This window comes from Streptomyces sp. NPDC001851 (assembly GCF_040297165.1).
Taxonomy (GTDB): domain Bacteria; phylum Actinomycetota; class Actinomycetes; order Streptomycetales; family Streptomycetaceae; genus Streptomyces.
Genome location: NZ_JBEOYR010000017.1, coordinates 46,678 through 73,575, shown reverse-complemented (window position 1 = coordinate 73,575; position 26,898 = coordinate 46,678). Strand labels below are relative to the sequence as shown.

General features: G+C 70.1%; 25 protein-coding genes. 9 read left to right on the top strand and 16 right to left on the bottom strand.

The genetic code is table 11. The features are described from left to right. Nucleotides 1–81: 81 nt before the first annotated feature. The 8 genes from ABT171_RS24900 to ABT171_RS24865 are packed head-to-tail and all read right to left on the bottom strand — an operon-like array spanning nucleotide 82 to nucleotide 6,635. Entirely contained in the window at nucleotides 82–414 is a 333-nt protein-coding gene (locus ABT171_RS24900) for a metal-sulfur cluster assembly factor (RefSeq protein WP_067232234.1), read from the bottom strand. After that, entirely contained in the window at nucleotides 411–878 is a 468-nt protein-coding gene (gene sufU / locus ABT171_RS24895) for a Fe-S cluster assembly sulfur transfer protein SufU (protein ID WP_076092461.1), read from the bottom strand. Before sufU ends, ABT171_RS24900 begins: the two co-directional genes overlap by 4 nt. An 18-nt stretch (nucleotides 879–896) precedes the next feature. Continuing rightward, nucleotides 897–2,153 carry a cysteine desulfurase gene (locus ABT171_RS24890; RefSeq protein ID WP_351247340.1) on the bottom strand — a complete coding sequence of 419 codons (1,257 nt, stop codon included), beginning with the start codon at nucleotides 2,151–2,153 and terminating at the stop codon, nucleotides 897–899. Next, nucleotides 2,150–2,914 (bottom strand): Fe-S cluster assembly ATPase SufC, encoded by a 765-nt coding sequence (gene sufC, locus ABT171_RS24885; protein WP_351247338.1) that lies wholly within the window; start codon nucleotides 2,912–2,914, stop codon nucleotides 2,150–2,152. The genes ABT171_RS24890 and sufC overlap by 4 nt, the downstream gene beginning before the upstream one ends. A 7-nt stretch (nucleotides 2,915–2,921) precedes the next feature. Next, on the bottom strand, nucleotides 2,922–3,242 hold the full coding sequence (locus tag ABT171_RS24880) for a non-heme iron oxygenase ferredoxin subunit (RefSeq protein ID WP_132784024.1): 321 nt from the start codon (nucleotides 3,240–3,242) through the stop codon (nucleotides 2,922–2,924). Then, a complete protein-coding gene (gene sufD, locus ABT171_RS24875) occupies nucleotides 3,239–4,423 on the bottom strand; it encodes a Fe-S cluster assembly protein SufD (RefSeq protein ID WP_351247335.1) in 1,185 nt (394 codons plus the stop codon). Before sufD ends, ABT171_RS24880 begins: the two co-directional genes overlap by 4 nt. Before the next feature lie 59 nt (nucleotides 4,424–4,482). After that, the gene (gene sufB / locus ABT171_RS24870; RefSeq protein WP_023551622.1) at nucleotides 4,483–5,904 is read right to left on the bottom strand and encodes a Fe-S cluster assembly protein SufB; all 1,422 of its coding nucleotides are present in this window, start codon (nucleotides 5,902–5,904) and stop codon (nucleotides 4,483–4,485) included. Beyond that, nucleotides 5,901–6,635: a helix-turn-helix transcriptional regulator gene (locus tag ABT171_RS24865; RefSeq protein WP_351247333.1), complete on the bottom strand. Its 735-nt coding sequence runs from the start codon at nucleotides 6,633–6,635 to the stop codon at nucleotides 5,901–5,903. The genes sufB and ABT171_RS24865 overlap by 4 nt, the downstream gene beginning before the upstream one ends. A 184-nt stretch (nucleotides 6,636–6,819) precedes the next feature. Between ABT171_RS24865 and ABT171_RS24860 the strand changes: the two genes are divergently transcribed. Genes ABT171_RS24860 through ABT171_RS24845 form a run of 4 tightly spaced genes read left to right on the top strand, consistent with a single transcriptional unit; the run spans nucleotide 6,820 to nucleotide 10,411 of the window. Beyond that, nucleotides 6,820–7,635: an AAC(3) family N-acetyltransferase gene (locus ABT171_RS24860; protein WP_351247331.1), complete on the top strand. Its 816-nt coding sequence runs from the start codon at nucleotides 6,820–6,822 to the stop codon at nucleotides 7,633–7,635. A 31-nt stretch (nucleotides 7,636–7,666) separates the two neighbouring features. Continuing rightward, nucleotides 7,667–8,590, top strand: a complete 924-nt coding sequence (locus ABT171_RS24855; protein ID WP_351247329.1) for an ABC transporter ATP-binding protein — start codon at nucleotides 7,667–7,669, stop codon at nucleotides 8,588–8,590. Nucleotides 8,591–8,637: 47 nt separating this feature from the next. Next, on the top strand, nucleotides 8,638–9,354 hold the full coding sequence (locus tag ABT171_RS24850; protein ID WP_351247580.1) for an ABC transporter permease: 717 nt from the start codon (nucleotides 8,638–8,640) through the stop codon (nucleotides 9,352–9,354). 46 nt (nucleotides 9,355–9,400) lie between these two features. Then, nucleotides 9,401–10,411 (top strand): COX15/CtaA family protein, encoded by a 1,011-nt coding sequence (locus tag ABT171_RS24845; RefSeq protein WP_351247327.1) that lies wholly within the window; start codon nucleotides 9,401–9,403, stop codon nucleotides 10,409–10,411. 34 nt (nucleotides 10,412–10,445) lie between these two features. On the opposite strand, the gene ABT171_RS24840 is transcribed toward ABT171_RS24845, so the two are convergent. The 3 genes from ABT171_RS24840 to ABT171_RS24830 all read right to left on the bottom strand — a co-directional run bounded on the left by ABT171_RS24840 (nucleotide 10,446) and on the right by ABT171_RS24830 (nucleotide 13,096). Next, nucleotides 10,446–11,552: an amidohydrolase family protein gene (locus tag ABT171_RS24840; protein WP_351247325.1), complete on the bottom strand. Its 1,107-nt coding sequence runs from the start codon at nucleotides 11,550–11,552 to the stop codon at nucleotides 10,446–10,448. Between the two features lie 148 nt (nucleotides 11,553–11,700). Beyond that, entirely contained in the window at nucleotides 11,701–12,021 is a 321-nt protein-coding gene (locus ABT171_RS24835; protein ID WP_351247323.1) for a hypothetical protein, read from the bottom strand. Nucleotides 12,022–12,106: 85 nt separating this feature from the next. Continuing rightward, a complete protein-coding gene (locus ABT171_RS24830) occupies nucleotides 12,107–13,096 on the bottom strand; it encodes a heme o synthase (protein ID WP_503076563.1) in 990 nt (329 codons plus the stop codon). Nucleotides 13,097–13,487: 391 nt separating this feature from the next. On the opposite strand from ABT171_RS24830, the gene tkt reads away from it, so the two are divergent. From tkt to pgl, 5 genes are read left to right on the top strand one after another with little or no spacing between them, the layout of a single operon-like run. Next, entirely contained in the window at nucleotides 13,488–15,575 is a 2,088-nt protein-coding gene (gene tkt / locus ABT171_RS24825; RefSeq protein ID WP_351247321.1) for a transketolase, read from the top strand. A 33-nt stretch (nucleotides 15,576–15,608) separates the two neighbouring features. Next, complete coding sequence (gene tal / locus ABT171_RS24820) at nucleotides 15,609–16,727, top strand: transaldolase (RefSeq protein WP_351247319.1); 1,119 nt, start codon at nucleotides 15,609–15,611, stop codon at nucleotides 16,725–16,727. Between the two features lies 1 nt (nucleotide 16,728). Continuing rightward, a complete protein-coding gene (zwf, locus tag ABT171_RS24815) occupies nucleotides 16,729–18,267 on the top strand; it encodes a glucose-6-phosphate dehydrogenase (RefSeq protein ID WP_351247317.1) in 1,539 nt (512 codons plus the stop codon). After that, the gene (gene opcA / locus ABT171_RS24810) at nucleotides 18,264–19,325 is read left to right on the top strand and encodes a glucose-6-phosphate dehydrogenase assembly protein OpcA (protein ID WP_351247315.1); all 1,062 of its coding nucleotides are present in this window, start codon (nucleotides 18,264–18,266) and stop codon (nucleotides 19,323–19,325) included. The genes zwf and opcA overlap by 4 nt, the downstream gene beginning before the upstream one ends. Beyond that, the gene (gene pgl, locus ABT171_RS24805; protein WP_351247313.1) at nucleotides 19,322–20,104 is read left to right on the top strand and encodes a 6-phosphogluconolactonase; all 783 of its coding nucleotides are present in this window, start codon (nucleotides 19,322–19,324) and stop codon (nucleotides 20,102–20,104) included. The genes opcA and pgl overlap by 4 nt, the downstream gene beginning before the upstream one ends. 68 nt (nucleotides 20,105–20,172) lie before the next feature. Here the strand turns inward: pgl and ABT171_RS24800 are convergent, their stop codons facing one another. From ABT171_RS24800 to ABT171_RS24780, 5 genes are all read right to left on the bottom strand, one after another. Continuing rightward, nucleotides 20,173–21,012 carry a carbohydrate ABC transporter permease gene (locus tag ABT171_RS24800; protein ID WP_351247311.1) on the bottom strand — a complete coding sequence of 280 codons (840 nt, stop codon included), beginning with the start codon at nucleotides 21,010–21,012 and terminating at the stop codon, nucleotides 20,173–20,175. A gap of 10 nt (nucleotides 21,013–21,022) precedes the next feature. Then, nucleotides 21,023–22,378 carry a carbohydrate ABC transporter permease gene (locus ABT171_RS24795; protein WP_351247309.1) on the bottom strand — a complete coding sequence of 452 codons (1,356 nt, stop codon included), beginning with the start codon at nucleotides 22,376–22,378 and terminating at the stop codon, nucleotides 21,023–21,025. Nucleotides 22,379–22,389: 11 nt separating this feature from the next. Continuing rightward, nucleotides 22,390–23,715 carry an ABC transporter substrate-binding protein gene (locus ABT171_RS24790; RefSeq protein ID WP_351247307.1) on the bottom strand — a complete coding sequence of 442 codons (1,326 nt, stop codon included), beginning with the start codon at nucleotides 23,713–23,715 and terminating at the stop codon, nucleotides 22,390–22,392. A 40-nt stretch (nucleotides 23,716–23,755) separates the two neighbouring features. Next, nucleotides 23,756–25,366 carry a glycoside hydrolase family 13 protein gene (locus ABT171_RS24785; protein ID WP_351247305.1) on the bottom strand — a complete coding sequence of 537 codons (1,611 nt, stop codon included), beginning with the start codon at nucleotides 25,364–25,366 and terminating at the stop codon, nucleotides 23,756–23,758. Between the two features lie 135 nt (nucleotides 25,367–25,501). Then, on the bottom strand, nucleotides 25,502–26,773 hold the full coding sequence (locus tag ABT171_RS24780) for an ABC transporter substrate-binding protein (RefSeq protein ID WP_351247303.1): 1,272 nt from the start codon (nucleotides 26,771–26,773) through the stop codon (nucleotides 25,502–25,504). Nucleotides 26,774–26,898: the final 125 nt, after the last annotated feature.

The following is a 26,898-nucleotide window of genomic DNA, read 5'->3' as shown; positions in this document are numbered from 1 at the left end:
ATGGGGGGCCGGGCGTCCGGGGTCCCCGCAGACGAAAAGGGGCCGCGGCGTGCTGCCGTGGCCCCTTTCACAGGCTCTGTCTCAGACGTTGAAGCCGAGCGCCCGCAGCTGCTCGCGACCGTCGTCCGTGATCTTGTCGGGGCCCCACGGGGGCATCCAGACCCAGTTGATGCGCAGTTCGTTGACGAGGCCGTCCGTGGCGGACTTGGCCTGGTCCTCGATGACGTCCGTCAGCGGGCAGGCCGCGGAGGTCAGGGTCATGTCGATCGTCGCGATGTTCGCGTCGTCGATGTGGATGCCGTAGATCAGGCCCAGGTTGACGACGTCGATGCCCAGCTCGGGATCGACCACGTCGTACAGCGCCTCCCGGAGTTCCTCCTCCGTGGCCGGCTTCATCTCAGCGGTGTCGGTCATGCCGTCTTCCTTTCGGCGTCGGCGCCACCCAGCGCCTGGGCCGTCGCGTCCTTCCACGCCATCCAGCTCAGGAGGGCGCACTTGACCCGCGCGGGGTACTTGGAGACACCGGCGAACGCGACCGCGTCCTCCAGGATGTCCTCCATCGCGTCGTCCGGCTCGATCCGGCCCTTGGACTGCATCAGCTCCAGGAAGGTCTCCTGGATCTTCTGCGCCTCGGTCAGGTCCTTGCCGACCAGCAGCTCGTTCAGCACGGAGGCGGAGGCCTGGCTGATGGAGCAGCCCTGGCCCTCGTACGAGACGTCCGCGATCTTGGTGCCGTCGTACTTCACGCGGAGGGTGATCTCGTCGCCGCACGTCGGGTTCACATGGTGCACCTCGGCGTCGCCATCCCGCAGACCACGCCCGTGGGGGTTCTTGTAGTGGTCCAGGATGACTTCCTGGTACATGGAGTCCAGCTTCACGGTTTCAGCTCACGCCTCTCAGCCGAAGAAGTTCCGTACGTGCTCCAGGCCGTCGACCAGTGCGTCGATCTCGGCCGGCGTGGAGTACAGATAGAACGACGCTCGCGTGGTCGCAGGAATTCCGTAGCGGAGGCAGACGGGCCGGGCGCAGTGGTGGCCGACGCGGACCGCGATGCCCTGCTCGTCGAGGACCTGGCCCACGTCGTGCGGGTGGATGTCGCCCAGCGTGAAGGAGATCGCGGCGCCCCGGTCCTCGGCCGTCGTCGGGCCGATGATGCGGAGGTCCGGGACCTCGCTCAGCTTCTGCACGGCGTACTCGGTGAGCGCGTGCTCATGGGCGAGGACCTTGTCCATGCCGATCGACTGGAGGTAGTCGATCGCGGCGCCGAGGCCGACCGCCTGAGCGATCGGGGGCGTGCCCGCCTCGAACTTGTGCGGCGCCGGGGCGTAGGTGGACGAGTGCATCGAGACGGTCTCGATCATCTCGCCGCCGCCCAGGAAGGGAGGAAGGTCCTCCAGCAGCTCCTGGCGGCCCCACAGGACGCCGATGCCGGTCGGTCCGCACATCTTGTGGCCGGTGAAGGCCACGAAGTCGGCCTGCAGCGCCTGCACGTCCAGCGGCATGTGCGGGGCGGCCTGGGAGGCGTCGATGCAGACGAGCGCTCCGACCTCCTGGGCGCGGCGGATTATCGTCTCGACCGGGTTGACGGTGCCCAGGATGTTCGACACCAGCACGAAGGAGACGATCTTCGTCTTCTCCGTGATGATCTCGTCGATGTTGGAGAGGTCCAGGCGGCCGTCGTCGGTGAGGCCGAACCACTTCAGCTTCGCGCCCGTGCGCTGCGCCAGCAGCTGCCACGGCACGATGTTGGAGTGGTGCTCCATCTCCGTGATGACGATCTCGGTCTCGTGGTCCACCCGGTAGGGCTCGTCGGCCCAGCCCAGCATGTTCGCCACGAGGTTCAGCGACTCGGAGGCGTTCTTGGTGAAGATCACCTCGTCGCGGCTGGGCGCGTTGATGAACGCGGCGACCTTGTCGCGCGCGCCCTCGTACAGCGCCGTGGCCTCCTCGGCGAGCACATGCACACCGCGGTGGACGTTGGCGTTGTAGCGCTCGTAGTACTCGCTCAGGGCGTCCAGCACCTGGCGCGGCTTCTGGCTGGTCGCCGCGTTGTCCAGGTACACGAGCTTCTTGCCGTCGTGGACCACGCGGTCCAGGACGGGGAAGTCCTTGCGGATCGCCTCGGTGTCGAGGAGGCCCGGCAGCTGTGTCACGCGGATGCGCCACCCTTCGTGTATGCCTCGTAGCCCTCGTCCTCCAGCTTGTCGGCGAGCTCGGCGCCGCCGGACTCGACGATCCGGCCGCCGGAGAAGACGTGGACGAAGTCGGGCTTGATGTAGCGCAGGATGCGCGTGTAGTGCGTGATCAGCAGGGTGCCGACCTCGCCGGTCTCGCGGACGCGGTTGACGCCCTCGGAGACGATGCGCAGCGCGTCGACGTCGAGACCGGAGTCCGTCTCGTCCAGGATCGCGACCTTCGGCTTGAGCAGCTCCAGCTGGAGGATCTCGTGGCGCTTCTTCTCACCGCCGGAGAAGCCCTCGTTGACGTTGCGCTCGGCGAAGGAGGGGTCCATGTTGAGGCGCTCCATGGCCTCCTTGACCTCCTTCACCCAGGTGCGCAGCTTGGGGGCCTCGCCGCGGATCGCGGTGGCGGAGGTGCGCAGGAAGTTGGAGACCGAGACACCGGGGACCTCGACCGGGTACTGCATCGCCAGGAACAGGCCCGCGCGGGCGCGCTCGTCGACGGACATCTCCAGGACGTCCTCGCCGTCGAGCAGCACGGTGCCCTCGGTGATCGTGTACTTCGGGTGACCCGCGAGGGAGTAGGCGAGGGTCGACTTGCCCGAGCCGTTGGGGCCCATGATGGCGTGCGTCTCGCCCTGCTTCACGGTGAGGTCGACGCCCTTGAGGATCTCCTTCGTGGCGTTGTCGGCCTCGACGGTGACGTGCAGGTCTCGGATTTCAAGCGTTGCCATGGGTGCCTCAGGACTCCTGGGTGAGGGAGACGAGAACGTCGTCCCCTTCGATCTTTACGGGGTATACGGGGACGGGGCGCGTGGCCGGGAGGCCGGACGGCTTGCCGGTGCGGAGGTCGAAGGAGGAGCCGTGCAGCCAGCACTCGATCTGGCAGTCCTCCACCTCACCCTCGGACAGCGAGACGTTCGCGTGGGAGCAGATGTCGTAGATGGCGAACACCTCCCCCTCGGTCTTGACGACCGAGACCGGCGTGCCGTCGAGTTCCACCCGCTTCGGGGTGTCCTCCTCCAGCTCGCTCAGCCCGCAGGCGCGTACGAACGACGTCATGCGACCGACGCCTCCAGCTCTTCCTCGATCTTGGCGAGCAGGCGCTCCTCGATGTCGGTGACACCGATCTGCTGGACCAGCTCGGCGAAGAAGCCGCGGACCACCAGGCGGCGGGCCTCGTGCTCCGGGATGCCGCGGGCCATCAGGTAGAAGAGCTGCTCGTCGTCGAAGCGGCCGGTGGCGGAGGCGTGGCCGGCGCCGACGATCTCGCCGGTCTCGATCTCCAGGTTCGGCACCGAGTCGACGCGCGCGCCGTCGGTGAGGACCAGGTTGCGGTTCATCTCGTAGGTGTCCGTGCCCTCGGCCTTGGCCTCGATGAGCACGTCGCCGATCCAGACCGCGTGCGCGTCGTCGCCCTGGAGCGCGCCCTTGTAGACGACGTTCGACTTGCAGTGCGGGGTGTTGTGGGTGACCAGCAGGCGGTGCTCCTGGTGCTGCCCGGCGTCGGTGAAGTACAGGCCGAACAGTTCGGCCTCGCCACCGGTGCCGGCGTAGGTCACGCGCGGGTGCAGGCGTACGAGGTCGCCGCCGAAGGTGACCACGAACGACTTGAAGGTGGTGTCCCGGCCGATCAGCGCGTTGTGCTGGCCCACGTGCACGGCCTTGTCGTCCCAGTCCTGGACGGAGACGACGGTCAGCTTGGCGCCGTCGCCCAGGACGTAGTCGACGTTGGCGGCGAGCACCGCGTCACCGGTGTGGTCGATGACCACGACGGCCTCGGCGAAGGCGCCCAGCTCGATCACCTGGTGGCCGTAGGCGACCCCGCCCTCGCCGTGCACGGCGATCCGGATCGGCTCGGTGAGCACCGTCTCCTTGGGCACGGTGACCACGCCGGCCTGCTCGAAGGCGGAGTACGCCTGGGCGGCGACGCGGTCCACCGGGGTGCCGGCCCTGCCGATGCGGGCGTCGTCACGGCCGACGGTCTCGACGGTCACGCCCTCGGGGGCCTGGACGTCCACCTTCACGCCGTCGCCGGTCGCGACCGCGGTGCCGTCGTGCAGCCCGCGCAGCCGCTCCAGCGGCGTGAACCGCCACTCCTCCTCACGACCGTGCGGGACCGGGAAGTCCGCCACGTCGAAGGACGGGGGCGCGCTCATGCGCGAGACGACGGTCGACTCGGCGGCGACCGCGATCTGGCCCGCGGTGGTGGACCCCACGGGGATGTTCTGAGCCTCAGCCATGGCTGTCGGTCTGCTCTCTTCCTACGTCAGAAATTGCTGGCTGCTGTCCGGGGCGGGTCCTAGCCGACCGCGCCCTCCATCTGCAGCTCGATCAGCCGGTTGAGTTCCAGCGCGTACTCCATGGGCAGTTCCTTGGCGATCGGCTCGACGAAGCCGCGCACGATCATCGCCATCGCCTCGAACTCGGACAGACCGCGGCTCATCAGGTAGAAGAGCTGGTCCTCGGAGACCTTGGAGACGGTCGCCTCGTGGCCCATGGACACGTCGTCCTCGCGGACGTCGACGTAGGGGTACGTGTCGGAGCGGGAGATGGTGTCGACCAGCAGCGCGTCACACAGCACGTTGGACTTGGAGCCGTGGGCACCCTCGCCGATCTCGACCAGGCCGCGGTAGGAGGTACGGCCGCCGCCGCGCGCCACCGACTTGGAGACGATGTTGGACGAGGTGTTCGGCGCCATGTGGACCATCTTGGAACCGGCGTCCTGGTGCTGGCCCTCGCCCGCGAAGGCGATGGACAGGGTCTCGCCCTTGGCGTGCTCGCCCATCAGGTAGACGGCCGGGTACTTCATCGTCACCTTGGAGCCGATGTTGCCGTCGATCCACTCCATGGTCGCGCCCTCGTAGGCCACGGCGCGCTTGGTGACCAGGTTGTAGACGTTGTTCGACCAGTTCTGGATGGTCGTGTAGCGGCAGCGGGCGTTCTTCTTGACGATGATCTCGACGACCGCGGAGTGCAGCGAGTCCGACTTGTAGATCGGGGCCGTACAGCCCTCGACGTAGTGCACGTAGGCACCCTCGTCGACGATGATCAGGGTCCGCTCGAACTGGCCCATGTTCTCCGTGTTGATGCGGAAGTAGGCCTGCAGCGGGATCTCGACGTGCACGCCCTTGGGGACGTAGATGAAGGAGCCGCCCGACCACACGGCGGTGTTCAGGGCCGCGAACTTGTTGTCACCGGCGGGGATGACGGTCCCGAAGTACTCCTTGAAGAGCTCCGGGTGCTCCTTCAGGGCGGTGTCGGTGTCGAGGAAGATGACACCCTGCTCCTCCAGGTCCTCGCGGATCTGGTGGTAGACGACCTCCGACTCGTACTGGGCGGCGACGCCGGCGACCAGGCGCTGCTTCTCGGCCTCCGGGATGCCCAGCTTGTCGTAGGTGTTCTTGATGTCCTCGGGCAGGTCCTCCCAGGACTCCGCCTGCTTCTCCGTGGAGCGCACGAAGTACTTGATGTTGTCGAAGTCGATGCCCGAGAGGTCGGAGCCCCAGTTCGGCATCGGCTTCTTCTCGAAGAGCTTCAGGCCCTTCAGGCGCAGCTTGGTCATCCACTCCGGCTCCGACTTCTTGCCGGAGATGTCGCGGACGACCTCCTCGTTCAGGCCACGCCTGGCGGAGGCACCGGCCACGTCGGAGTCGGCCCAGCCGTATTCGTACTTGCCCAGGCCCTCAAGTTCGGGGTGGGCAGTCTCCGTGGGGAGAGTCATGCGGGGTTCCTCCCGGCCGTGCTTGCAGGTGCGTCAGTGGATGTCTTGGGGATGAACGTCGTGCAGACGCCGTCGCCGTGCGCGATGGTCGCCAGTCGCTGGACGTGGGTACCCAGCAGCTCTGCGAAGATCTCCGTCTCCGCCTCGCACAGCTGCGGAAACTGCTCCGCGACATGGGCGACCGGGCAGTGGTGCTGGCACAGCTGCTCGCCGACCGGTGCGCTGCGCGCCGTAGCAGCGTACCCGTCCACGCTCAAGGCCTTGGCCAGTGCTTCGGCGCGCTTGTCGGGCGTCACGGCCTCGATCGCCTTGCGGTACGCGCTCGCCTGGGCGGCGATCCGGGCGCGGGCGAAGGCGGCGACCGCCTCGGGGCCGCCCCCCTGCTCGGCGATCCAGCGGAGCGCGTCCACGGCGAGCTTGTCGTACGACTGGTCGAAGGCGTCGCGGCCGCAGTCGGTGAGCGCGAAGACCTTGGCGGGGCGGCCACGCGTGCGCGTGCCGTACACGCGCTGTTCGCGGGCCTCCACGACGTTCTCCGCGACGAGTGCGTCCAGGTGACGCCGGACGGCCGCCTGGGTCAGTCCCAGCCGGCCGGCGAGTTCGGCGACGGTCGACGGGCCGTGGTCCAGGATGGAGCGCGCGACACGGTTGCGCGTGGAGCGCTCACCGGTCGCGAGTTCCTCCTGTGGGGCCCCCAGGGGAGCCTCCCGAGCCTCGCCGACGTTTTTCACAACGCCATTGTTGCGTAATTCTTCGGAGCCTGACAAGCGCCGTCCGGATCATCGAGCGGTGCCCTGCGTCACTTAGGCATACCTAATCTGACCTGCGGAAACGATCTCCGGTCAGTCCTCCGGCGCTGTCCTGAGCAGGGAAATCACTGGCGGTGCAGGGGCCCGTCGGCCAGACTCGCGAACCATGCCCGCACCCCCTCCGACCGGCCCTCTTGTCACCCGCGACACCATCGCCGCACAGCTGCGTCTGCTGGGTGTCGAGTCCGGCGAGATCCTCCTCGTGCACTCCTCCCTCAGTTCCCTCGGCTGGGTCAACGGAGGCGCCGTCGCGGTGGTCCAGGGACTTCTCGACGCCCTCGGCCCGTCGGGCACGCTGGTCGTCCCGGCCCAGTCCGGTGACCTGTCCGACCCGGCCGGGTGGGCGAACCCGCCGGTGCCCGAGGAGTGGTGGGACCGGATCCGCGCCACGATGCCCGCCTACGACCCGCTGATCACCCCCACGCTGGGCGTCGGCGTGATCCCGGAGACCGTACGGACCTGGCCCGGCGCCCTGCGCAGCGCGCACCCGCAGACCTCCTTCGCCGCGCTCGGCCCGCACGCGCACGACATCACCGACGGCCACGCGCCCGACTGCCGGCTGGGAGAGCGCAGTCCACTGGCGCGGCTGGAGAAGCTGGGGGCCCGGGTGCTGCTGCTGGGCGCGGGATACGGCTCCTGCACCGCCTTCCACCTGGCCGAGTACCGGATACCCGCGCCGCTCGTCGAGGTCGGGCGGCCCGCGCCCGGGGGCGGCTGGGAGACGGTGGTCGAGGTGTCGATCGACGAGGACCGGTTCGACGAACTGGGCCACGACTTCGAGCGGGACCGGCCGGTCGTGCGCGGGACGGTGGGCGCTGCCGGGGTACGGCTGTTCCCGGTGGCGGACGCCGTGGCCTACGCCGAGCGCTGGCTGGCCGTCCACCGGCCCCGTGGGGAGGAGATCTCCCACCCCCGCGCCTGAGCGGTCCGGCATCTCCCTAGACTCTGGGTTCATGCAAACTGAGCCCGTGGTCCAGGTACAGGCCCTGGTGAAGCGGTACGGCACGAAGACCGCGGTGGACGGCCTCGACCTTGTGGCCGGGGCGGGTGTGACCGCCGTACTCGGTCCCAACGGGGCGGGGAAGACGACCACGGTCGAGACCTGCGAGGGGTACCGGAAGCCGGATTCCGGCACGGTGCGCGTCCTGGGCCTCGACCCGGTGCGCCAGTCCGCCGAGCTGCGTCCCCGTATCGGTGTGATGCTCCAGTCCGGCGGCGTGTACTCCGGCGCGCGGGCCGACGAGATGCTGCGGCATGTCGCCAAGCTGCACGCGCATCCGCTGGACGTGGACGCGCTGATCGAGCGGCTGGGTCTCGGCAGCTGCGGGCGGACCGGCTACCGGCGGCTGTCCGGCGGCCAGCAGCAGCGGCTCGCGCTCGCCATGGCCGTGGTGGGGCGCCCGGAGCTGGTCTTCCTGGACGAGCCGACGGCCGGCCTCGACCCGCAGGCCCGCCGGGCCACCTGGGACCTGGTGAAGGACCTGCGCGCCGACGGCGTATCGGTGATCCTCACCACGCACTACATGGAAGAGGCCGAGCAGCTCGCCGACGACGTGGCGATCATCGACGGCGGCCGGGTCATCGCCCAGGGCTCCCCGGAGGAGCTGTGCAAGGGCGGCGCGGAGAACACCCTGCGCTTCACCGGCCGCCCCGGCCTCGACGTCGGCTCCCTGCTGAAGGCGCTCCCGGCCGACTGCACGGCCGCCGAGCTGACCCCGGGCAGCTACCGGGTCGTCGGCAAGGTCGACCCGCAGCTGCTGGCCACCGTGACCTCCTGGTGCGCCCAGCACGGGGTGATGCCGGACCGCATCTCGGTGGAGCGGCACACGCTGGAGGACGTCTTCCTGGAACTGACCGGCAAGGAGCTGCGCTCGTGACTGTTGGTACGTACGCCCCGAAGCCGGGTGCGGCGCCCCTCCCCCGCATGATCGCGGCGCAGGCGGCGCTGGAGACGAAGATGCTGCTGCGCAACGGCGAGCAACTGCTGCTGACGGTCGTCATCCCGACGCTGCTGCTGGTGCTCTTCAGCTCCGTGGACATCGTGGACACCGGCAAGGGCGAGGCGGTGGACTTCCTGGCCCCCGGCATCCTGGCGCTGGCCGTGATGTCGACGGCGTTCACCGGGCAGGCCATCGCGACCGGCTTCGAGCGCCGCTACGGCGTGCTCAAGCGGCTCGCCTCCTCGCCGCTGCCCCGCTGGGGCCTGATGACCGCGAAGACGGTGTCCGTGCTGGTCACCGAGGTTCTCCAGGTGGTCCTGCTGACGGTGATCGCCTTCGCGCTGGGCTGGTCCCCGCACGGCAACCCCGCCGCCGTCCTGCTCCTCCTCGTGCTCGGTACGGCCGCCTTCTCCGGGCTCGGGCTGCTGATGGCGGGCACGCTCAAGGCGGAGGCGACCCTGGCCGCCGCCAACCTGGTCTTCCTGCTGCTGCTCGTCGGCGGCGGCGTCATCGTGCCGCTGGAGAAGTTCGGTCCGGCCGCCCAGCACGTGCTGGGCCTGCTGCCGATCTCCGCGCTCTCGGGCGGCCTGCGGGACGTGCTCCAGCACGGGGCCGGGGTGCCCTGGGGCGACCTGGGGATTCTGGCGGTGTGGGCGGTCGTCGCTCTGGCGGCCGCGGGAAAGTTCTTCCGCTGGGAGTGAGCCGTCACGGGACCCTCGTGAAAGCGTGCACAAGCGGCGGCCTACGATGGGGGGCGTGCCCAAGCTGAACCCCGCCGACGCCGTAGCGGCTCTGCGCAATCCGCTCGCCTTCATCGCCGACCGCTGGACCCCGCGGCCCCGGACCGTCCAGCGGGCGGCTCTCTCCGCCCTCGTGATGGCGGTGGTCATCGTCGTCACCGGCGGTGTCGTCCGGTTGACCGCCTCGGGCCTCGGCTGCCCGACCTGGCCCGAGTGCACCGACGGCTCGCTCACGCCGACGAACGCGCTGAGCTACCACAGCGCGATCGAGTTCGGCAACCGGATGCTGACGTACGTGCTGTGCGCCGCGGTCGGCTGGGCGATCATCGCCGCGCGCTCCGAGAAGCCGTACCGGCGCAGCCTGACCCGGCTGGGCTGGGCGCAGTTCTGGCTGGTGATGAGCAACGCGGTCATCGGCGGCATCGTGGTGCTGGTGGGCCTCAACCCGTACACCGTCGCGGTCCACTTCCTGTCGGCGACGGCTCTGGTGGCGGTCGCCGCGGTGATGTGGCAGCGCACCCGCGAGGGCGACGGAGCGGCCCGGCCGCTGGTCGGCAAGGCCGTGCAGCAGCTGGTGTGGTTCCTGGTGGCCGCGTCCCTGCTGCTCATCGTCGCCGGCACGGCGGTGACCGGTGCCGGTCCGCACGCGGGTGACTCCAGCGAGGTCAAGCGGATCCCCGTCGACTGGGAGACCGTGGCCAAGCTGCACGCGGTGCTCGCGTGGATCGTGGTGACGCTGACGTTCGCCCTGTGGTTCGTGCTGAAGGCCGTGGACGCGCCGAAGGGGCCGCTGGCGCGCACGCGCGAACTGTTCCTGATCCTGCTCGCTCAGGGCGTGATCGGTTACGTGCAGTACTTCACCCACCTGCCCGGGGTGCTGGTCGCGCTGCACATGTTCGGCTCCTGCCTGGTGTGGATCGGCGCCCTGCGGGTCCTGCTGTCGCTCCGCGAACGCCCGGAGGCCGCCCTCGACCTGCCCGGCCCCTCGGCCGAGGTGACGGTGGGCACGCGCGCGTAGCGGCCGCCGGCCGCTCGGCCCGTCCTCCCGGCGCTCAGCCCAGCCCGTACACCCGGCGCGCGTTGTCCGCCGCGACCATCCGGGCCACCCGCTGGGCGTCCTCCAGCGACCAGGCGCCGTCGGCGACCCAGGTGCCCAGGATCCGGTTCAGGGCCTCGCGGAAGAGGCGGGCGCCGACGACGTGCAGCTCGGGCAGGCCATGGGCGCCGGTGGAGAAGAGGATCTTGCCGAAGGGGGCCAGCTCCAGGATCTCGGCGAGGACCGTGGACGCACGGGCGCCGGTCCGCACGAGGGCGGCGCCGGAGTCGGCGTAGACGTGCGGGAAGACCCCGGCCAGATGGGCGGCGTGCCGGTGGTACGGATAGCCGTGCAGCAGGATCAGGTCGGTGCCGAGGCCGGCCGTGGCCCGGACGAAGTCGGTGAGCAGCACGGGGTCGGTGCGGTCGATGCGGGAGCCCGGCTCGCCGAGCCCGGCGTGCAGCTGCAGCGGCAGCCCCGAGGCGACGGCGATCCACAGCAGGTGCCGCAGCAGTACGGGATCGGTGAGCGCGCCGCCGACCCGCCGGCCGGCCAGCCAGCGGCCCGCCGCGCCCCGTACCTCCCCCGGTCCCGGCGGCTCGGGCGCGAGGGCCAGGCCGTGTCTGAGGCCCGCGACGGAGGTGAAGGCGACGGCGTGCGCGGCCGCGCCGTGCACGGACTCGGCGAGGTTGGCGAGGAAGGACTCGACGGTGCCGGAGGTGTCCGCGACCTGCTCCGCGAGCAGCTCCAGCCGGACGATCTCGCGGGCCTCGGCGCCGCCGTCGCAGGCCATCTCGGCGGGGCCGGTGAGATCGCCGGGCAGACCGGTGTCGACCAGGTACGTGGTGATGCCGCTGCCGCGCAGCAGCCTGCGGCCCGTTTCCAGGACGCCCAGCTCCCGGCGCCGGGCCAGATAGCGGGCGGGCGGGCAGTGCGGTTCCAGGCCGAGCAGGGGCGGGCACCAGCGTCGTACGGCGAAGCCCGTCTGGGTGTCGAAGAGGGTGGTGCCGGGTGCGGGAGGGCCCTCGGTGCGGGCCAGCTGGGCCTCGAAGGTGCCGAGGCCCAGTTCCGTCCGCAGTACGCCGTGGCAGTACTGGTCCACGAGGGACGGCGTTTCGATCATCCGAGGCTCCCCGTAGAGGACGCGCTGTGCTGCCTTACCCGTCCTAACGGGTGAACCGAGTTCAGGTGGCGGCAGCCGACCCAAAGGGGCGCGGGGAACTGCGCGAGCAGCCAGCGGACCGGCGGTCGGCGCACCAGCACCGCCCGGGCTAGCCGCCGATCTGGATGCCCGCCATCCTCTTCCACTCGTACGACCCCGTCGTCACCTTCGCCGCGAACTCGCCGTCGAACGACTCGTGGACGGTGATGCCGGACTTCGCGACCGCCTGCTCGGCGATCTCCGTGCTGGGTGCCACCAGGTCCCCCCAGCCGCCGTCCTCGCCGACGAGCACGATGCGGGCGCCGCGTTCGCCGATGTGGGCCACCTGGCCCTCGGCGCCGCCGTGGGCCTTGGCGAAGGTGCTGATCTGGTGGGCGAGCTTCGCCGCCCTGCGCTCGGCCTTCGGGTCAACCTGCTGCGTGTCTGCCATGACCAGGATGCTACTCACGAGTAGATCGACTGGCGAGAGCAGGCCCGTGTGACGTACGCCCGGCGGAGGCCAGCGCAGGAACAGGTCAGCGCAGGAACGGGTCCACCGCGACCGCGACGAACAGGATCGACACATAGGTGATCGACCAGTGGAAGAGCCGCATTTCCTTGAGCTTCGCGCCCGTCACCTCGGCCTTCGCCCGGTTCTGCAGCCCGTGCGCCTCCCACAGCCAGAAGCCGCCGGCCGCGAGGGCGACCACCGTGTAGAACCAGCCGGTGTAGCCGAGCGGGGTGAGGAGCAGGGAGACCAGGACCATCACCCAGCTGTAGATGACGATCTGGCGGGCGACGACCTTGTTGGAGGCGATGACCGGGAGCATCGGCACGCCCACGCGCGCGTAGTCCTCCTTGACCTTCATGGACAGCGGCCAGTAGTGCGGCGGCGTCCAGAAGAACATGACGAGGAAGAGGATGACCGGCGCCCAGGACATCGAGTTCGTGACCGAGGACCAGCCGATGAGTACCGGGAGGCAGCCGGCGATGCCGCCCCACACGATGTTCTGCGACGTACGCCGCTTGAGGATCATCGTGTAGACGACGACGTAGAAGAGGAGGGCGCCGAGGGAGAGCCAGGCGGACAGCCAGTTGACGGTGAGCCCGAACAGCAGCGTCGAGACGACCGCCAGGGTGATGCCGAAGGCCAGGCACTCGGGCGGGCTGACCATGCCGGTGACCAGCGGCCGCTGCGAGGTGCGGTCCATCAGGGCGTCGATGTCCCGGTCGATGTACATGTTGAGCGCGTTGGCGCCGCCCGCGGAGAGGTAGCCGCCGACGCAGGTGAGCAGGACCAGCTTGAGGTCCGGCACGCCCCGCTGCGCCAGGAACATCACCGGAACGGTGGTGATGAGCAGCAGCTCGATGATCCGCGGCTTGGTCAGAGCCACGAACGCCTTGACACGGGCCCCGAACGGCCGGTGCACCGGGCCCTGGCTCGCGCCACCCAGCTCGCCCTCCCCCAGTGCCTTAAGGGCCTGGGAGGTGCCCCCAGGACGGGATTCGACGGCCGTCACGCACACCCCTGACAGAGACATCCCAGCAAGCCTCCCCGTGTGAAGTCCCGGTAAAGGCTCGCGCGTACCACGCCACTTTAGACGTTGCCCATACCCCGGCCTTCGCGGGGGTGGGGTCGTGTTGGCGGCCCCCATGAGAGGGGCCCCATAAGAGAGGTCCCACCACTCGGTTGAGCGCTCAGATGTCAGCGTGCGTATTCATGTGCCGAATGCGGCGCTCGGCCAGTCGGGAGGCGGATCGTACGGACTCCCGGCAGTCTGGAAACACTCGAAAAAACGCACGTCCTTACGGGGGTAGGCTCGTCAGCGGCCGGTGGGCGCCAAGCCCGCCGGCGGCCGGGTGGGGGCATGCCCCGAAGACCGGCGACCGACATGTGGAGAGGAGCCCTGACCCAGGGTGAGCACCAAGCCGACCACCACAGACCTTGAGTGGACCGAGCTGGACCAGCGGGCCGTGGACACCGCCCGCGTCCTGGCCGCCGACGCCGTACAGAAGGTCGGCAACGGCCATCCCGGTACGGCGATGAGCCTGGCTCCGGCCGCCTACACCCTCTTCCAGAAGGTGATGCGGCACGACCCGGCCGATCCGGAGTGGGTGGGGCGCGACCGCTTCGTGCTGTCCGCCGGCCACTCGTCCCTGACGCTGTACACCCAGCTGTACCTGGCCGGTTTCGGCCTGGAGCTGGAGGACCTGAAGGCCTTCCGGACCTGGGGTTCGAAGACCCCGGGCCACCCGGAGTACGGGCACACCAAGGGCGTGGAGACCACCACCGGCCCGCTCGGGCAGGGTGTCGCCAACGCGGTGGGCATGGCGATGGCCGCCCGCTACGAGCGCGGCCTGTTCGACCCGGACGCGCCGGCCGGTGAGTCGCCGTTCGACCACTTCGTCTACTGCATCGCCGGTGACGGCTGCCTGCAGGAGGGCATCTCCGCCGAGGCCTCCTCGCTGGCCGGGCACCAGAAGCTGGGCAATCTGATCCTGCTGTGGGACGACAACCACATCTCGATCGAGGGCGACACGGAGACGGCCGTCTCCGAGGACACGGTCAAGCGGTACGAGGCGTACGGCTGGCACGTGCAGCGGGTGGAGGCCCAGGCCAACGGTGACCTGGACCCGGCCGCGATCCACGCCGCGATCCAGGAGGCGAAGGCCGTCACCGACCGGCCGTCCTTCATCGCGATGCGCTCCATCATCGCCTGGCCCGCCCCGAACGCGCAGAACACCGAGGCCGCGCACGGCTCGGCGCTGGGCGAGGAGGAGGTCGCGGCCACCAAGCGCGTGCTCGGCTTCGACCCGGAGCAGACCTTCGAGGTCTCCGACGAGGTGATCGGCCACACCCGCAAGGCCCTGGAGCGCGGTGCCCAGGCGAAGGCCGAGTGGGAGAAGTCCCTGCAGCTGTGGCGGGACGCCAACCCGGAGCGCGCGGCGGAGTTCGACCGCATCAGCGCGGGTGAGCTGCCCACCGGCTGGGAGGAGAAGATCCCGGTCTTCGAGCCCGGCAAGGGCATCGCCACGCGTGCCGCCTCCGGCAAGGTGCTGCAGGCGCTGGGCGCGGTGATCCCCGAGCTGTGGGGCGGCTCCGCCGACCTGGCCGGGTCGAACAACACCACCATCGACAAGGACAGCTCCTTCCTGCCCGAGGGCAACCCGCTGCCCGAGGCCAACCCGTACGGGCGCACGATCCACTACGGCATCCGTGAGCACTCCATGGGCGCCGAGATGAACGGCATCGCCCTGCACGGGAACACCCGGATCTACGGCGGCACCTTCCTCGTCTTCTCCGACTACATGCGCAACGCCGTGCGCCTGTCGGCCCTGATGCACCTGCCGGTGACGTACGTGTGGACGCACGACTCCATCGGTCTGGGCGAGGACGGCCCCACCCACCAGCCGGTCGAGCACCTGGCCTCGCTGCGCGCCATCCCCGGCCTGAACATCGTCCGCCCGGCCGACGCCAACGAGACCGCGATCGCCTGGCGCGAGATCCTCAAGCGCTACACCAAGGAGTTCGGCAAGGGCCAGCCGCACGGCCTGGCGCTGACCCGTCAGGGCGTGCCGACCTACGAGCCCAACGAGGACGCCGCGCGCGGTGGCTACGTGCTGTTCGAGGCGGAAGGCGGCGAGCCGCAGGTCATCCTGATCGCCACCGGTTCCGAGGTGCACGTGGCCGTCGAGGCGCGCGAGCAGCTGCAGGCCGAGGGCGTGCCCACGCGGGTCGTGTCCATGCCGTCGGTCGAGTGGTTCGAGCAGCAGGACCAGGGGTACCGGGACTCCGTGCTGCCGCCGTCCGTCAAGGCCCGGGTCGCCGTGGAGGCTGGTATCGGGCTGACCTGGCACAAGTACGTGGGGGATGCCGGCCGCATCGTTTCCCTGGAGCACTTCGGTGCTTCCGCCGACGGCAAGCTCCTCTTCCGCGAGTTCGGTTTCACTGCGGAGAACGTGGCCGCCAAGGCCCGGGAATCCCTCACCGCCGCCCAGCGCTGACGCTCATATACGACACGTAGGAGATGTAATTCCATGACAGACGCACTCAAGCGCCTCTCCGAGGAAGGCGTCGCGATCTGGCTGGACGACCTGTCGCGCAAGCGGATCACGTCCGGCAACCTCGCCGAGCTGATCGACCAGCAGCACGTCGTGGGCGTCACCACCAACCCGACGATCTTCCAGAAGGCGATCTCCGCCGGCGACGGCTACGAGCAGCAGCTGTCGGACCTCGCCGCCCGCAAGGTCACCGTCGAAGAGGCCATCCGCATGATCACCACGGCGGACGTCCGCGACGCCGCCGACATCCTGCGCCCGGTCTTCGACGCCACCGGCGGCAAGGACGGCCGGGTCTCCATCGAGGTCGACCCGCGCCTGGCGCACAACGAGAAGGCGACCGTCGCCGAGGCCAAGCAGCTCGCCTGGCTCGTCGACCGCCCGAACACCCTGATCAAGATCCCGGCCACCCGGGCGGGCCTGCCGGCGATCGCCTCCACGATCGGTCACGGCATCAGCGTCAACGTCACCCTGATCTTCTCCCTGGAGCGGTACCGGGCCGTCATGGACGCCTACCTCTCCGGCCTGGAGAAGGCCAAGGAGCGCGGCCTGGACCTGTCGAAGATCCACTCCGTGGCGTCGTTCTTCGTGTCCCGCGTGGACACCGAGATCGACAAGCGCCTGAACGGGATCGGCACCGACGAGGCCAAGGCGCTGCGCGGCAAGGCCGCCGTCGCCAACGCCCGCCTCGCCTACCAGGCGTACGAGGAGGTCTTCTCCTCGGACCGCTGGAGCGCGCTGGAGAACGCGGGCGCCAACAAGCAGCGTCCGCTGTGGGCGTCGACCGGTGTGAAGGACCCGGCGTACCCGGACACGCTGTACGTCACCGAGCTGGTCGCCCCGAACACGGTCAACACCATGCCGGAGGCCACGCTGGAGGCCACCGAGGACCACGGCGAGATCACCGGTGACACCGTCGCCGGCACCTATGAGCAGGCGCGTGCCGACCTGGACGCGCTGGAGAGGCTCGGCGTCTCGTACGACGACGTCGTGCAGGTGCTGGAGGACGAGGGCGTCGAGAAGTTCGAGGCGTCCTGGAACGACCTGCTGAAGTCCACCCAGGCGGAGCTTGAGCGCCTCGCCCCTACGGAGGGCTGACTTGTCACCCCTTTCCGGTTCCGGAGCGAACCCGCTTCGTGACCCGGCCGACCGACGGCTCCCGCGGATCGCGGGGCCGTCCGGTCTGGTCATCTTCGGTGTCACGGGCGACCTGTCGCGCAAGAAGCTGATGCCCGCGGTGTACGACCTCGCCAACCGGGGTCTGCTGCCGCCGGGCTTCTCGCTGGTGGGCTTCGCCCGCCGCGACTGGGAGCACGAGGACTTCGCCGAGGTCGTGCACGACGCGGTGAAGGAGCACTCGCGCACACCGTTCCGTGAGGAGGTCTGGCAGCAGCTCATCCAGGGGATGCGCTTCGTCCAGGGCACCTTCGACGACGACGACGCCTTCGACCGGCTGCGCGCCACCATCGAGGAGCTGGACAAGGCGCAGGGGACGGGCGGCAACTTCGCCTTCTACCTGTCGGTGCCGCCGCGCTCCTTCCCGGTGGTCATCCAGCAGCTGAAGAAGCACGGGCTGGCCGACCAGTCGGGCGGTTCCTGGCGGCGCGCGGTCATCGAGAAGCCGTTCGGCCACGACCTGAAGTCGGCCGAGGAGCTGAACAAGGTCGTGCACGAGGTGTTCTCGTCGGACCAGGTCTTCCGGATCGACCACTACCTCGGCAAGGAGACCGTCCAGAACATCCTGGCGCTGCGGTTCGCCAACCAGATGTTCGAGCCGATCTGGAACCGGTCGTTCGTGGACCATGTGCAGATCACCATGGCCGAGGACATCGGCATCGGCGGTCGCGCCGGTTACTACGACGGCATCGGCGCCGCCCGTGACGTCATCCAGAACCACCTGCTCCAGCTGATGGCCCTCACGGCCATGGAGGAGCCCGCCTCCTTCGGCGCGGACGCGCTGGCCGCGGAGAAGGAGAAGGTGCTCGGCGCGGTACGGCTGCCCAGGGACCTGGGCCGCAGCACCGTGCGCGGGCAGTACGCGGGCGGCTGGCAGGGCGGCGAGAAGGTCATCGGCTACCTCGAAGAGGAGGGCATCGACCCCAAGTCGAAGACCGACACCTACGCGGCGATCAAGCTGGAGATCGACAACCGCCGCTGGGCGGGCGTCCCCTTCTATCTGCGCACCGGCAAGCGCCTCGGCCGCCGCGTGACGGAGATCGCCGTCGTCTTCCAGCGGGCCCCGCACTCCCCCTTCGACACCACGGCGACGGAGGAGCTGGGCCAGAACGCGATCGTCATCCGCGTCCAGCCCGACGAGGGCGTGACGGTCCGCTTCGGCTCGAAGGTGCCGGGCACCTCGATGGAGATCCGGGACGTCTCCATGGACTTCGCCTACGGCGAGTCGTTCACGGAGTCCAGCCCGGAGGCGTACGAGCGGCTGATCCTCGACGTGCTGCTCGGCGACGCCAACCTCTTCCCGCGCACGGAGGAGGTCGAGCTGTCCTGGAAGATCCTCGACCCGATCGAGGAGTACTGGGACAAGCACGGCAGGCCCGCGCAGTACAAGTCGGGCACCTGGGGCCCCGCCGAGGCGGACGAGATGCTCGCACGAGACGGACGGAGCTGGCGCCGGCCATGAAGATAGACCTGACCGACACCACCGCCGGCGACATCAACAAGGCGCTCGTGCGGGGCCGCCGCGCCATCGGCACCCCCGCCGTCGGCATGGTCCTCACCCTCGTCATCGTCACCGACGAGGAGAACGCCTACGACGCCCTGAAGGCCGCCAACGACGCCTCGCGCGAGCACCCCTCGCGCACGCTGGTGGTCATCAAGCGGGTCTCCCGCTCGCCGCGCGACCGCACCACCTCGCGGCTGGACGCCGAGGTGCGGGTGGGCGCGGACGCGGGCACCGGCGAGACGGTGGTCCTGCGGCTGTACGGCGAGGTCGCCGGCCACGCCGACTCGGTCGTACTGCCGCTGCTGCTGCCGGACGCGCCCGTCGTCGTGTGGTGGCCGGTGAACGCCCCGCTGGAGCCGGCGAAGGACCCGCTGGGCGCGCTCGCCCAGCGCCGGGTCACCGACACCTACGCCGCCGAGCAGCCGGTGCGGGAGCTGTCCGCCCGCGCCGCGGCCTACACGCCCGGCGACACCGACCTGTCCTGGACCCGGATCACGCCGTGGCGTTCGATGCTCGCGGCGGCCCTGGACCAGGTGGTCTGTGAGGTGAAGGCCGTCGAGGTGGAGGGCGAGGAGTTCAACCCGAGCTGTGAGCTGCTGGCGATGTGGCTCGCGGACCGGCTGGACGTGCCGGTGAAGCGCTCGCTGTCCTCGGGCCCGGGCCTCACCGCCGTGCGCATGGACACCGACTGCGGTCCGATCGTGCTGGACCGGGCGGACGGTTCGCTGGCCACGCTGTCCATCGAGGGCCAGCCGGCCCGCGCGGTGGCGCTGAAACGGCGGGAGACCGCCGAGCTGATCGCGGAGGAGCTGCGCCGGCTCGACCCGGACGACACCTACGCGTCGGCGCTGCGCTATGGCGTGGAGCGGCTGAACACGGTCCCGGAGCAGTCCGTTCGGGAGCCGGTGGCCGAGCCCGAGCCCGAGCCCGAAGAGGAAGTGGCCAAGGCTCCGGCAAAGAAGGCCGCGGCCAAGACCGCGAAGAAGGCACCGGCGAGGAAGGCGGCGGCGAAGTGAGCACTCCGCAGCTGGTCGTCCACCGCGACAAGGAACTGATGGCGCAGGCCGCCGCGGCCCGCCTGATCACGAAGATCGTGGACGCGCAGGCCTCCCGGGGCACCGCGTCCGTGGTCCTCACGGGCGGCCGCAACGGCAACGGCCTGCTGGCCGCGCTGGCGGCGGCGCCCGCGCGGGACGCCATCGACTGGGGCCGTCTCGACCTGTGGTGGGGCGACGAGCGCTATCTCCCCGAGGGCGACCCGGAGCGCAATGTCACGCAGGCCCGCGAGGCCCTGCTCGACTCGGTCCCGCTGGACCCGGAGCGCGTGCACGCCATGCCCGCCTCCGACGGCCCCCACGGCACGGACGTCGACGCGGCGGCCGAGGCGTACGCGGCGGAGCTGGCGAAGGCGGCCGGGCCCGAGAACCACGGCTCGGTACCCACCTTCGACGTCCTGATGCTGGGCGTCGGCCCGGACACCCATGTGGCCTCGCTCTTCCCGGAGCTGCCGGCCGTACGGGAGACCGAGCGCACGGTGGTCGGCGTGCGCGGCGCGCCCAAGCCGCCGCCGACCCGGATCAGCCTGACCCTTCCGGCGATCCGGTCGGCCCGCGAGGTCTGGCTGCTCGCGGCCGGTGAGGACAAGGCGGAGGCCGCGGCCATCGCCCTGTCGGGTGCCGGTGAGATCCAGGCACCGGCGGCGGGCGCGTACGGCCGTGCCCGCACCCTGTGGCTGCTGGACGCGGCCGCGGCTTCGCAGCTGCCGCGGTCGCTGTATCCGCCCGCGTCGCCCTGAGGCTCGAACTACCTGGAACAGACGTACCTGGAACAGCGGACGGCGGGAACTCCGGTTCCCGCCGTCGCTCATTTCACCGACCCCGCCATCACGCCCTGCACGAAGTGCCGCTGGAACGCGAAGAACACCACCACCGGCACGATCAGGGACAGGAACGCGCCCGGCGCCAGGACGTCGATGTTGCTGCCGAACTGCCGGATCTGGGACTGGAGTTCCACGGTCAGCGGCTGGGAGGAGCTGTCGGCGAAGAGCAGGGCGACCAGCATGTCGTTCCAGACCCAGAGGAACTGGAAGATCGCGAGCGAGGCGATCGCGGGCCGGCCCACCGGCAGGACCAGGCGCGTGAAGATGCGCCACTCGCTGCCGCCGTCCATCCGCGCCGCCTCCAGCATCTCCTTCGGCATCTCCGCGAAGTAGTTGCGCAGCAGGAACACCGCGAACGGCAGCCCGTACGCCACGTGGAACAGGACGACACCGGGGATCGTGCCGAACAGGCCCAGCGCGCCGAAGAGTTTGGCCACCGGCAGCAGACCGATCTGGACCGGCACCACCAACAGGGCCACCACCAGCAGGAAGAGCGGCTCGCGCAGCGGGAAGTCCAGCCAGGCGAAGGCGTATCCGGCGAGGGCGGCGATCACCACGACGAGGGTGGTGGCCGGCACCGAGATCAGGACCGTGTTCCAGAAGGCCTGCGTCATCCCGGAGTTCTTCAGCAGCGCCGCGTAGTTGGCGAAGGACAGCTGGCCGGGGCTCGCCAGGGCCGTCCACCAGCCGCCCTTGGCGGTGTCCTGCGCGGAGCGCAGAGAGGACAGGAACAGTCCCGCGAGCGGGGTCAGCCAGGCCAGGCCGACGACGACGAGGACGGCCTGGACGAGACCGTTGCCCAGGGAGCGCCGTAGGGCGTTCATCGCTGACTCCTCATCGTTGACTGCTGCGGAAGCGGCGGACGTTGAAGACCATCGCGGGGATCACCAGGAGCAGGAGCAGCACGCCGAGGGCGCTGCCGAGGCCCTGGTTGTTGCCGCCGCCGAAGGACACGAGCCACATCTGGGTGGCGAGGACGGTGGCGTCCTCCTGCACGGGTCCGGGCGCGATGATGTAGACGAGGTCGAAGACCTTCATCACATTGATCACGAGGGTCACGAAGACCACGGTGAGCACGGGTGCGAGCAGGGGGACCGTGATCCGGCGGAAGATCTGCCACTCGTTCGCGCCGTCCATCCGGGCCGCTTCCAGCGCGTCCCGGGGCAGTGTGGACAGGCCCGCGCCGATCAGGACCATGGCGAAGCCGGTCCAGATCCACAGGTACGCGCCGATGATCGCCGGGGTGACGAGGGTCGGTCCGAGCCAGGAGACGCCCTGGTAGGGCGGCGCGAAGTTGGACTCGGGGAGTCTCACCGTGTACGGGCCCGCGTGCAGTCCGGAGAGGCGGAAGGAGCCGTCGGCCGCGGTCGTCGTGCTCGCGACCGTGGCGCCGTCCCGCACCGCCTCGACCTTCATGCCGGGCAGCCCGCTCTCCTTCGGGTCGACCTTGCCCTGCCTGCCGCCCCCGCCGGGGGTGAAGTCCAGGTAGACGACACCGCGCAGTTCGCCGGGTGCGGCCTTGCGGGAGGCCGCCGCGTCAGCGGGCCCGGCTCCCTTGGGCAGGTCCTTGGGCAGGACGCCGACCATCGGGAGCGCCAGCGAGTGGCCGGCGCTGGCGGTCGTACTCCAGGAACCGTCCTTGTCCTGGGTCAGCAGGCCCTGGCGGCTCCGGGCCGTCGGATACGACGACGTGCCCTGGAAGGCGTCGTGGACGGAGACGACAGCCGCGTTGAGCACGCCCTTGTTCGGGTCCTGGTCGTAGGCGAGCCGGAAGATGATGCCGGCGGCGAGGAAGGACACCGCCATCGGCATGAAGAGCAGCAGCTTGAACGCCGTGGCCCAGCGGACCTTCTCCACCAGGACGGCCAGGATCAGGCCGAGGCCGGTGAGCAGGGCCGGGGCCACGACCACCCAGATGGTGGTGTTGCGGATGGCCTTCAGGGTCGCCGGGTCGCGGAACATCTCGGCGTAGTTGTCGCCGCCCACGAACCGGGTGCCGGAGGCGTCGAAGAAGCTGCGGCCGACGGAGAACAGCACCGGGTAGACGACGAGCGCGCCGAGCAGGAGCAGCGCGGGGAAGACGAAGAGCAGGGCGACCAGCCGGGCACGCCGCCGGCCGCGGCGCACGGGCGCCGGGCCGGTGGCGGCCCGCGGGCCCGCCTGCTGTTTCTCGACAGTGGTGGCGGTCATGGTGCTGCCGCTCAGCCCTGGTAGGCCTTGGCCGCCGCGGCTTCCAGCTTCGCCGCGGTGCCCTTCGGGTCGGACGGGTCGCGCAGGAAGTCCTGCAGCAGCTTCCATTCGCCGGCCCCCTTGGTGCCGCCGAAGGCCGCCGGAGCCTGGTCGGACATGTCGAAGCGGACCGAATCACCGGCGCCCACCAGGGACTTGGCGGTGGCGCGGGTGACGGCGTCGCCGTACGCCGAGAGGTCGAGCCTCTTGTTCGGGGACAGGAAGCCGCCCGCCTTCGCCCAGACGGCCGCGGCCTCGGGCGTGGCGAGGTACTCCAGGAGCTTCATGCCGGCCTTGGTGTTCTTGCCGTCCTTGAGGACGACGGCCGCGTCACCGCCGCTGACCACCGGTGCGGTGCCGCCGTCGACCGCCGGGAACGGGAAGAAGTTCGCGTCCTTGCCGATCGCCTTGCCGAACTGGTCGTGCGCGACGCCGGCCACGAAGTCGCCCTCGAACACCATGCCGGCCTCGGGCTTGGGTCCGAAGACCTTCTCCACCGAGCCCGGGAAGTCGGTGTTCAGGGCCTCCTTCTGGCCTCCGGCGACGAGCTGCTTGTCCTTGAACAGCTTGCCGAGCGTGGTGAGCGCCTTGACGACGGACGGGTCGGTCCACTTCAGCTTGTGCGCGGCGAGGGCGTCGTACTTCTGGGGTCCGGCCTGGGAGAGGTAGACGTTCTCGAACCAGTCGGTGAGGGTCCAGCCGTCCTCACCGCCGACGGCGAAGGCGGCGAGGCCGGAGTCGGAGACGGTGTGCCCGGCCTTCAGCATCTCGTCGTACGTCTTCGGCGGCTTGACCCCGGCCTGGGTGAGGGCGTCGGGGCTGTACCAGACGGTCGACTTGTGGGCGGCCTTGAAGTACAGGCCGTACAGGGTGCCGTCGACGCTGCCGTACTTCTTCCACACGGGCGCGTAGTCGGCGGTGACCGTCTGCCGGGCGGCCGGCGACAGCGGCTTGAGCCAGCCCTTCTTCGCGAACTGGTCGAGGACGCCGACCTGCGGGACCATCACGACGTCGGGCGCGTTGCCGCCCTCGATCTTGCTGCCGACGACGGTGGAGACGTTGTCGCCGGTGGAGATGAACTGCGTCTTGGCGCCGGTCTTCGCGGTGAAGGCGTCCAGCACCTTCTGGAAGTTCTTCTGTTCGCTGCCGGTCCAGACGCCGGCCACGGTGACGGTCTGGCCGCTGAGCGCCTTGTCGCCGCCGCCGGCCGAGACCGGTCCGCCGCCGCAGGCGGTGGCGCCGAGGGCCAGGGCGAGCGCGGTGCAGCCGGTGAGCAGGGTGGTACGTCGTCGCATCATCGTTGATGTCCCTTCGGGGGATGGGAGGTGACGGGTCGGGTCAGAGGTCGCTCAGCCACCAGGCCGCCGTGGCGCCGGGCAGTACGCCGGCCGGGCAGGGGCCGCTGGAGAGCAGGGGGGTGCCGGAGACGGGGGCGGGTGTGGGGGCCGTTCCGAAGTTGACGGCGCAGACCAGGCCGTCGCCGCGGGTGAAGGCGAGGACGCCGGGCGGGGAGTCCAGCCAGCGGAGCGTGCCCTCGCCCAGCTGGGGCAGGGAGTGCCGCAGCTGGAGGCCGTCGCGGTACAGGTGCCAGAAGGAGCGGGTGTCGGCGAGGGCCCGGTCGGTGGCGTACTCGGCGAAGTACTCCGGCTGCGGCAGCCAGGGCTTGGCGGACTCGGCGCCGGAGGTGAAGCCGAACGGGGAGGCCTGCCCGGACCAGGGCAGCGGGACCCGGCAGCCGTCGCGTATGCGGGCGCGGCTGCCGGTGCGGCGGAAGATCGGGTCGGTGAGGACGTCGTCGGGCAGGTCGACGACCTCGGGCAGGCCAAGCTCCTCGCCCTGGTAGATGTACGCGGCTCCGGGCAGCGCCAGCATCAGCAGTGCGGCGGCGCGGGCGCGGGCCGGTCCGAGGCCGCTGCCTTCGGGGGTCGGTTCACCGTAGCGGGTGACGGTCCGGACCTGGTCGTGGTTGTTGAGGACCCAGGTGACGGTGGAGCCGGTGCCGGCGATGTCCTGCATGGCCTCGGAGATGACCTTGCGGAAGGCGTCGGCGTCCCAGGGGGCGCCGAGCAGGTCGAAGAAGAAGGCCTGGTGGAGTTCGTCCGGGCGGACGTACAGGGCGTGTTCGCGGGCGGTGGGGACGGAGACCTCGCCGACGAGGAGGCGGTCGCGGCCGTCGCGGGCGGTGTACTCCTCGCACACGGAGCGCCACCAGCGCCACACCTCGTGCACCTCGGGCTGGTTCCAGGCGAGCGGGTTGACCGAGTCGCGGGTGCGGGCGTCGGCCTCGGGGTCGTCGGAGTCGGGCAGTTCGGGGTGCTTGTACAGCCCGGCCGCCACATCGATGCGGAAGCCGTCGACGCCCCGGTCCAGCCAGAAGCGCAGCACACGGTCGAACTCGGCGGCGACCTCGGGGTCGCGCCAGTTCCAGTCGGGCTGCTCGGGCGTGAACATGTGCAGGTACCACTGGCCGTCGGCGACCCTGGTCCAGGCGGGTCCGCCGAACATGGCGTGCCAGTTGTTGGGCGGCTCGCTGCCGTCCGGGCCGCGGCCGTCGGCGAAGTGGAAGCGGGCGCGGGCCTGGCTGCCGGGTGCGCTCCGCAGTGCCTCGCGGAACCACGGGTGCTCGCTGGAGCAGTGGTTGGGGACGATGTCGAGCAGCACCTTGATGCCGAGCCGCCGGGCCGCCGCCATCAGCAGGTCGAACTCGGCGAGGTCGCCGAAGAGCGGGTCGACGTCGCAGTAGTCGGCCACGTCGTAGCCGTGGTCGTGCTGCGGCGAGGGGTAGAAGGGGCTCAGCCAGATGCCGTCGACACCGAGCTTCTTCAGATACGGCAACCCCGCGCGGACCCCGGCCAGATCGCCGATGCCGTCGCCGGTGCTGTCCAGGAAGCTGCGGACGTACACCTGGTAGATGACGGCGTCGCGCCACCAGTGGTGCTTACTCAACATGCATGCATGTTAGGTAGGCGTATCGCGAGGGTGTCAATGAAAAGAACTTTTGTTACCGCCAAGTCAGGGCGTTAAATCCGGACTTATCGGTACAGGCAAGCGGCAGATGAGATGTCGGCGTTACTTAACAAGTAACTAGCGACTGGAGACGGCCGCCAGCTCCCGCGCCAGTCGGCGCACCGCCGCCGCCGGCGTCTCGTGCCCGGCCAGGACGTCCTGGACGACCGCCTGGACCACCAGGCTGACCTGGTCGTAGTGCGCGCTCTTGGGGCGCGGGGCGGCGGTGAGCACGGCGGTGCGCAGGGTCGGCAGATAGGGGAACCGCCGCACCAGCGCGGGGTCCTGGTAGAGCGCGGCCCGCACGGGCGGCAGCGCACCCCGGATGAGCACCTGGCGCTGGACGGGCGCACTGGTGAGGTAGGCGATCAGGCGCGCGGCCGAATCGGGGTGCCGGGTATGGGAGTTGACCGCGAGGTTCGAGCCGCCGAGCACACTCGTCCCCGGCCCGTGGGGGCCGGGGATCGGTACGGCGCCGATCCTGCCGGCGACCTTGGAGCCCCTGGCGGAGGCGACGGCGTAGACGTAGGGCCAGTTGCGCAGGAAGAGCAGCCTGCCGTCCTGGAAGGCCTGTTTGGACTCCTCTTCCTTGTACGTCAGCGCCGCCCTGGGTATCCAGCCCTCACGGATGCCGCGGGCGAGGAAGCCGATGCCCTCGCGGGCGGCGGCCGAGTCGACGGTGACCCGGGTGCCCTCGTCGCCGAGGATCGTGCCGCCCGCCGAGTACACGGCTTCGGCCGCGTTCACGGTGAGTCCCTCGTAGGGCAGGAACTGGCCCGCGTAGCCCGCGAGTCCGTACTTCGGCGCGATCGTCCTGGCGTCGCGTTCCAGCTCGGCCCAGGTGCGCGGCGGGGGCACGCCCTCCTTGGCGAGGATGTCCTTGCGATACAGGAGGAGTCCGGCATTCGTGACGTACGGGACCGCGTACAGCCGTCCGTCATAGGTGGCGGTGTCCACGACCGGCGGCAGGAAGCTCCGCAGCGGGAAGCGGTCACGCGGCAGTGGGCGGATCCAGCCGGCCGCCGCGAACTCCGAGGTCCAGTTGACGTCGATGTTCAGGACGTCGAAGCGGCCCCGGTCGCCGCCGCGCAGGTCGGTGGTCATCTGCGCATGGGTCTCGTCGGCGGAGTCCGGCAGCTCGACGAGCGTGACCTTCTCGCCGGGATGCGTGCGGTTCCAGCCCTGGAGCAGCGGGCCGAGATAGCCGGTGAGGTCACCGGCGGTGGCCAGGGTGAGCGGGCCGCGGCCATCGCCGGCCACCTCGTCGGCCCGCGCGCCGGAGGCGACGTACCCGGTCATGATCACGGCGAGAACGAGGAGGCCCCTACCGGCGGCGCGTATCCACCGCATAGGTTCCTCCCTGAACACGTACACACGGCTCCGGGCACCTTCGCCCGGGAGTCAGAGGCCATGTATACCTGTTAGGTATGGGCGATACTAGGGCCTGGAGCACATTGTGAGCAGACAGGAGGACA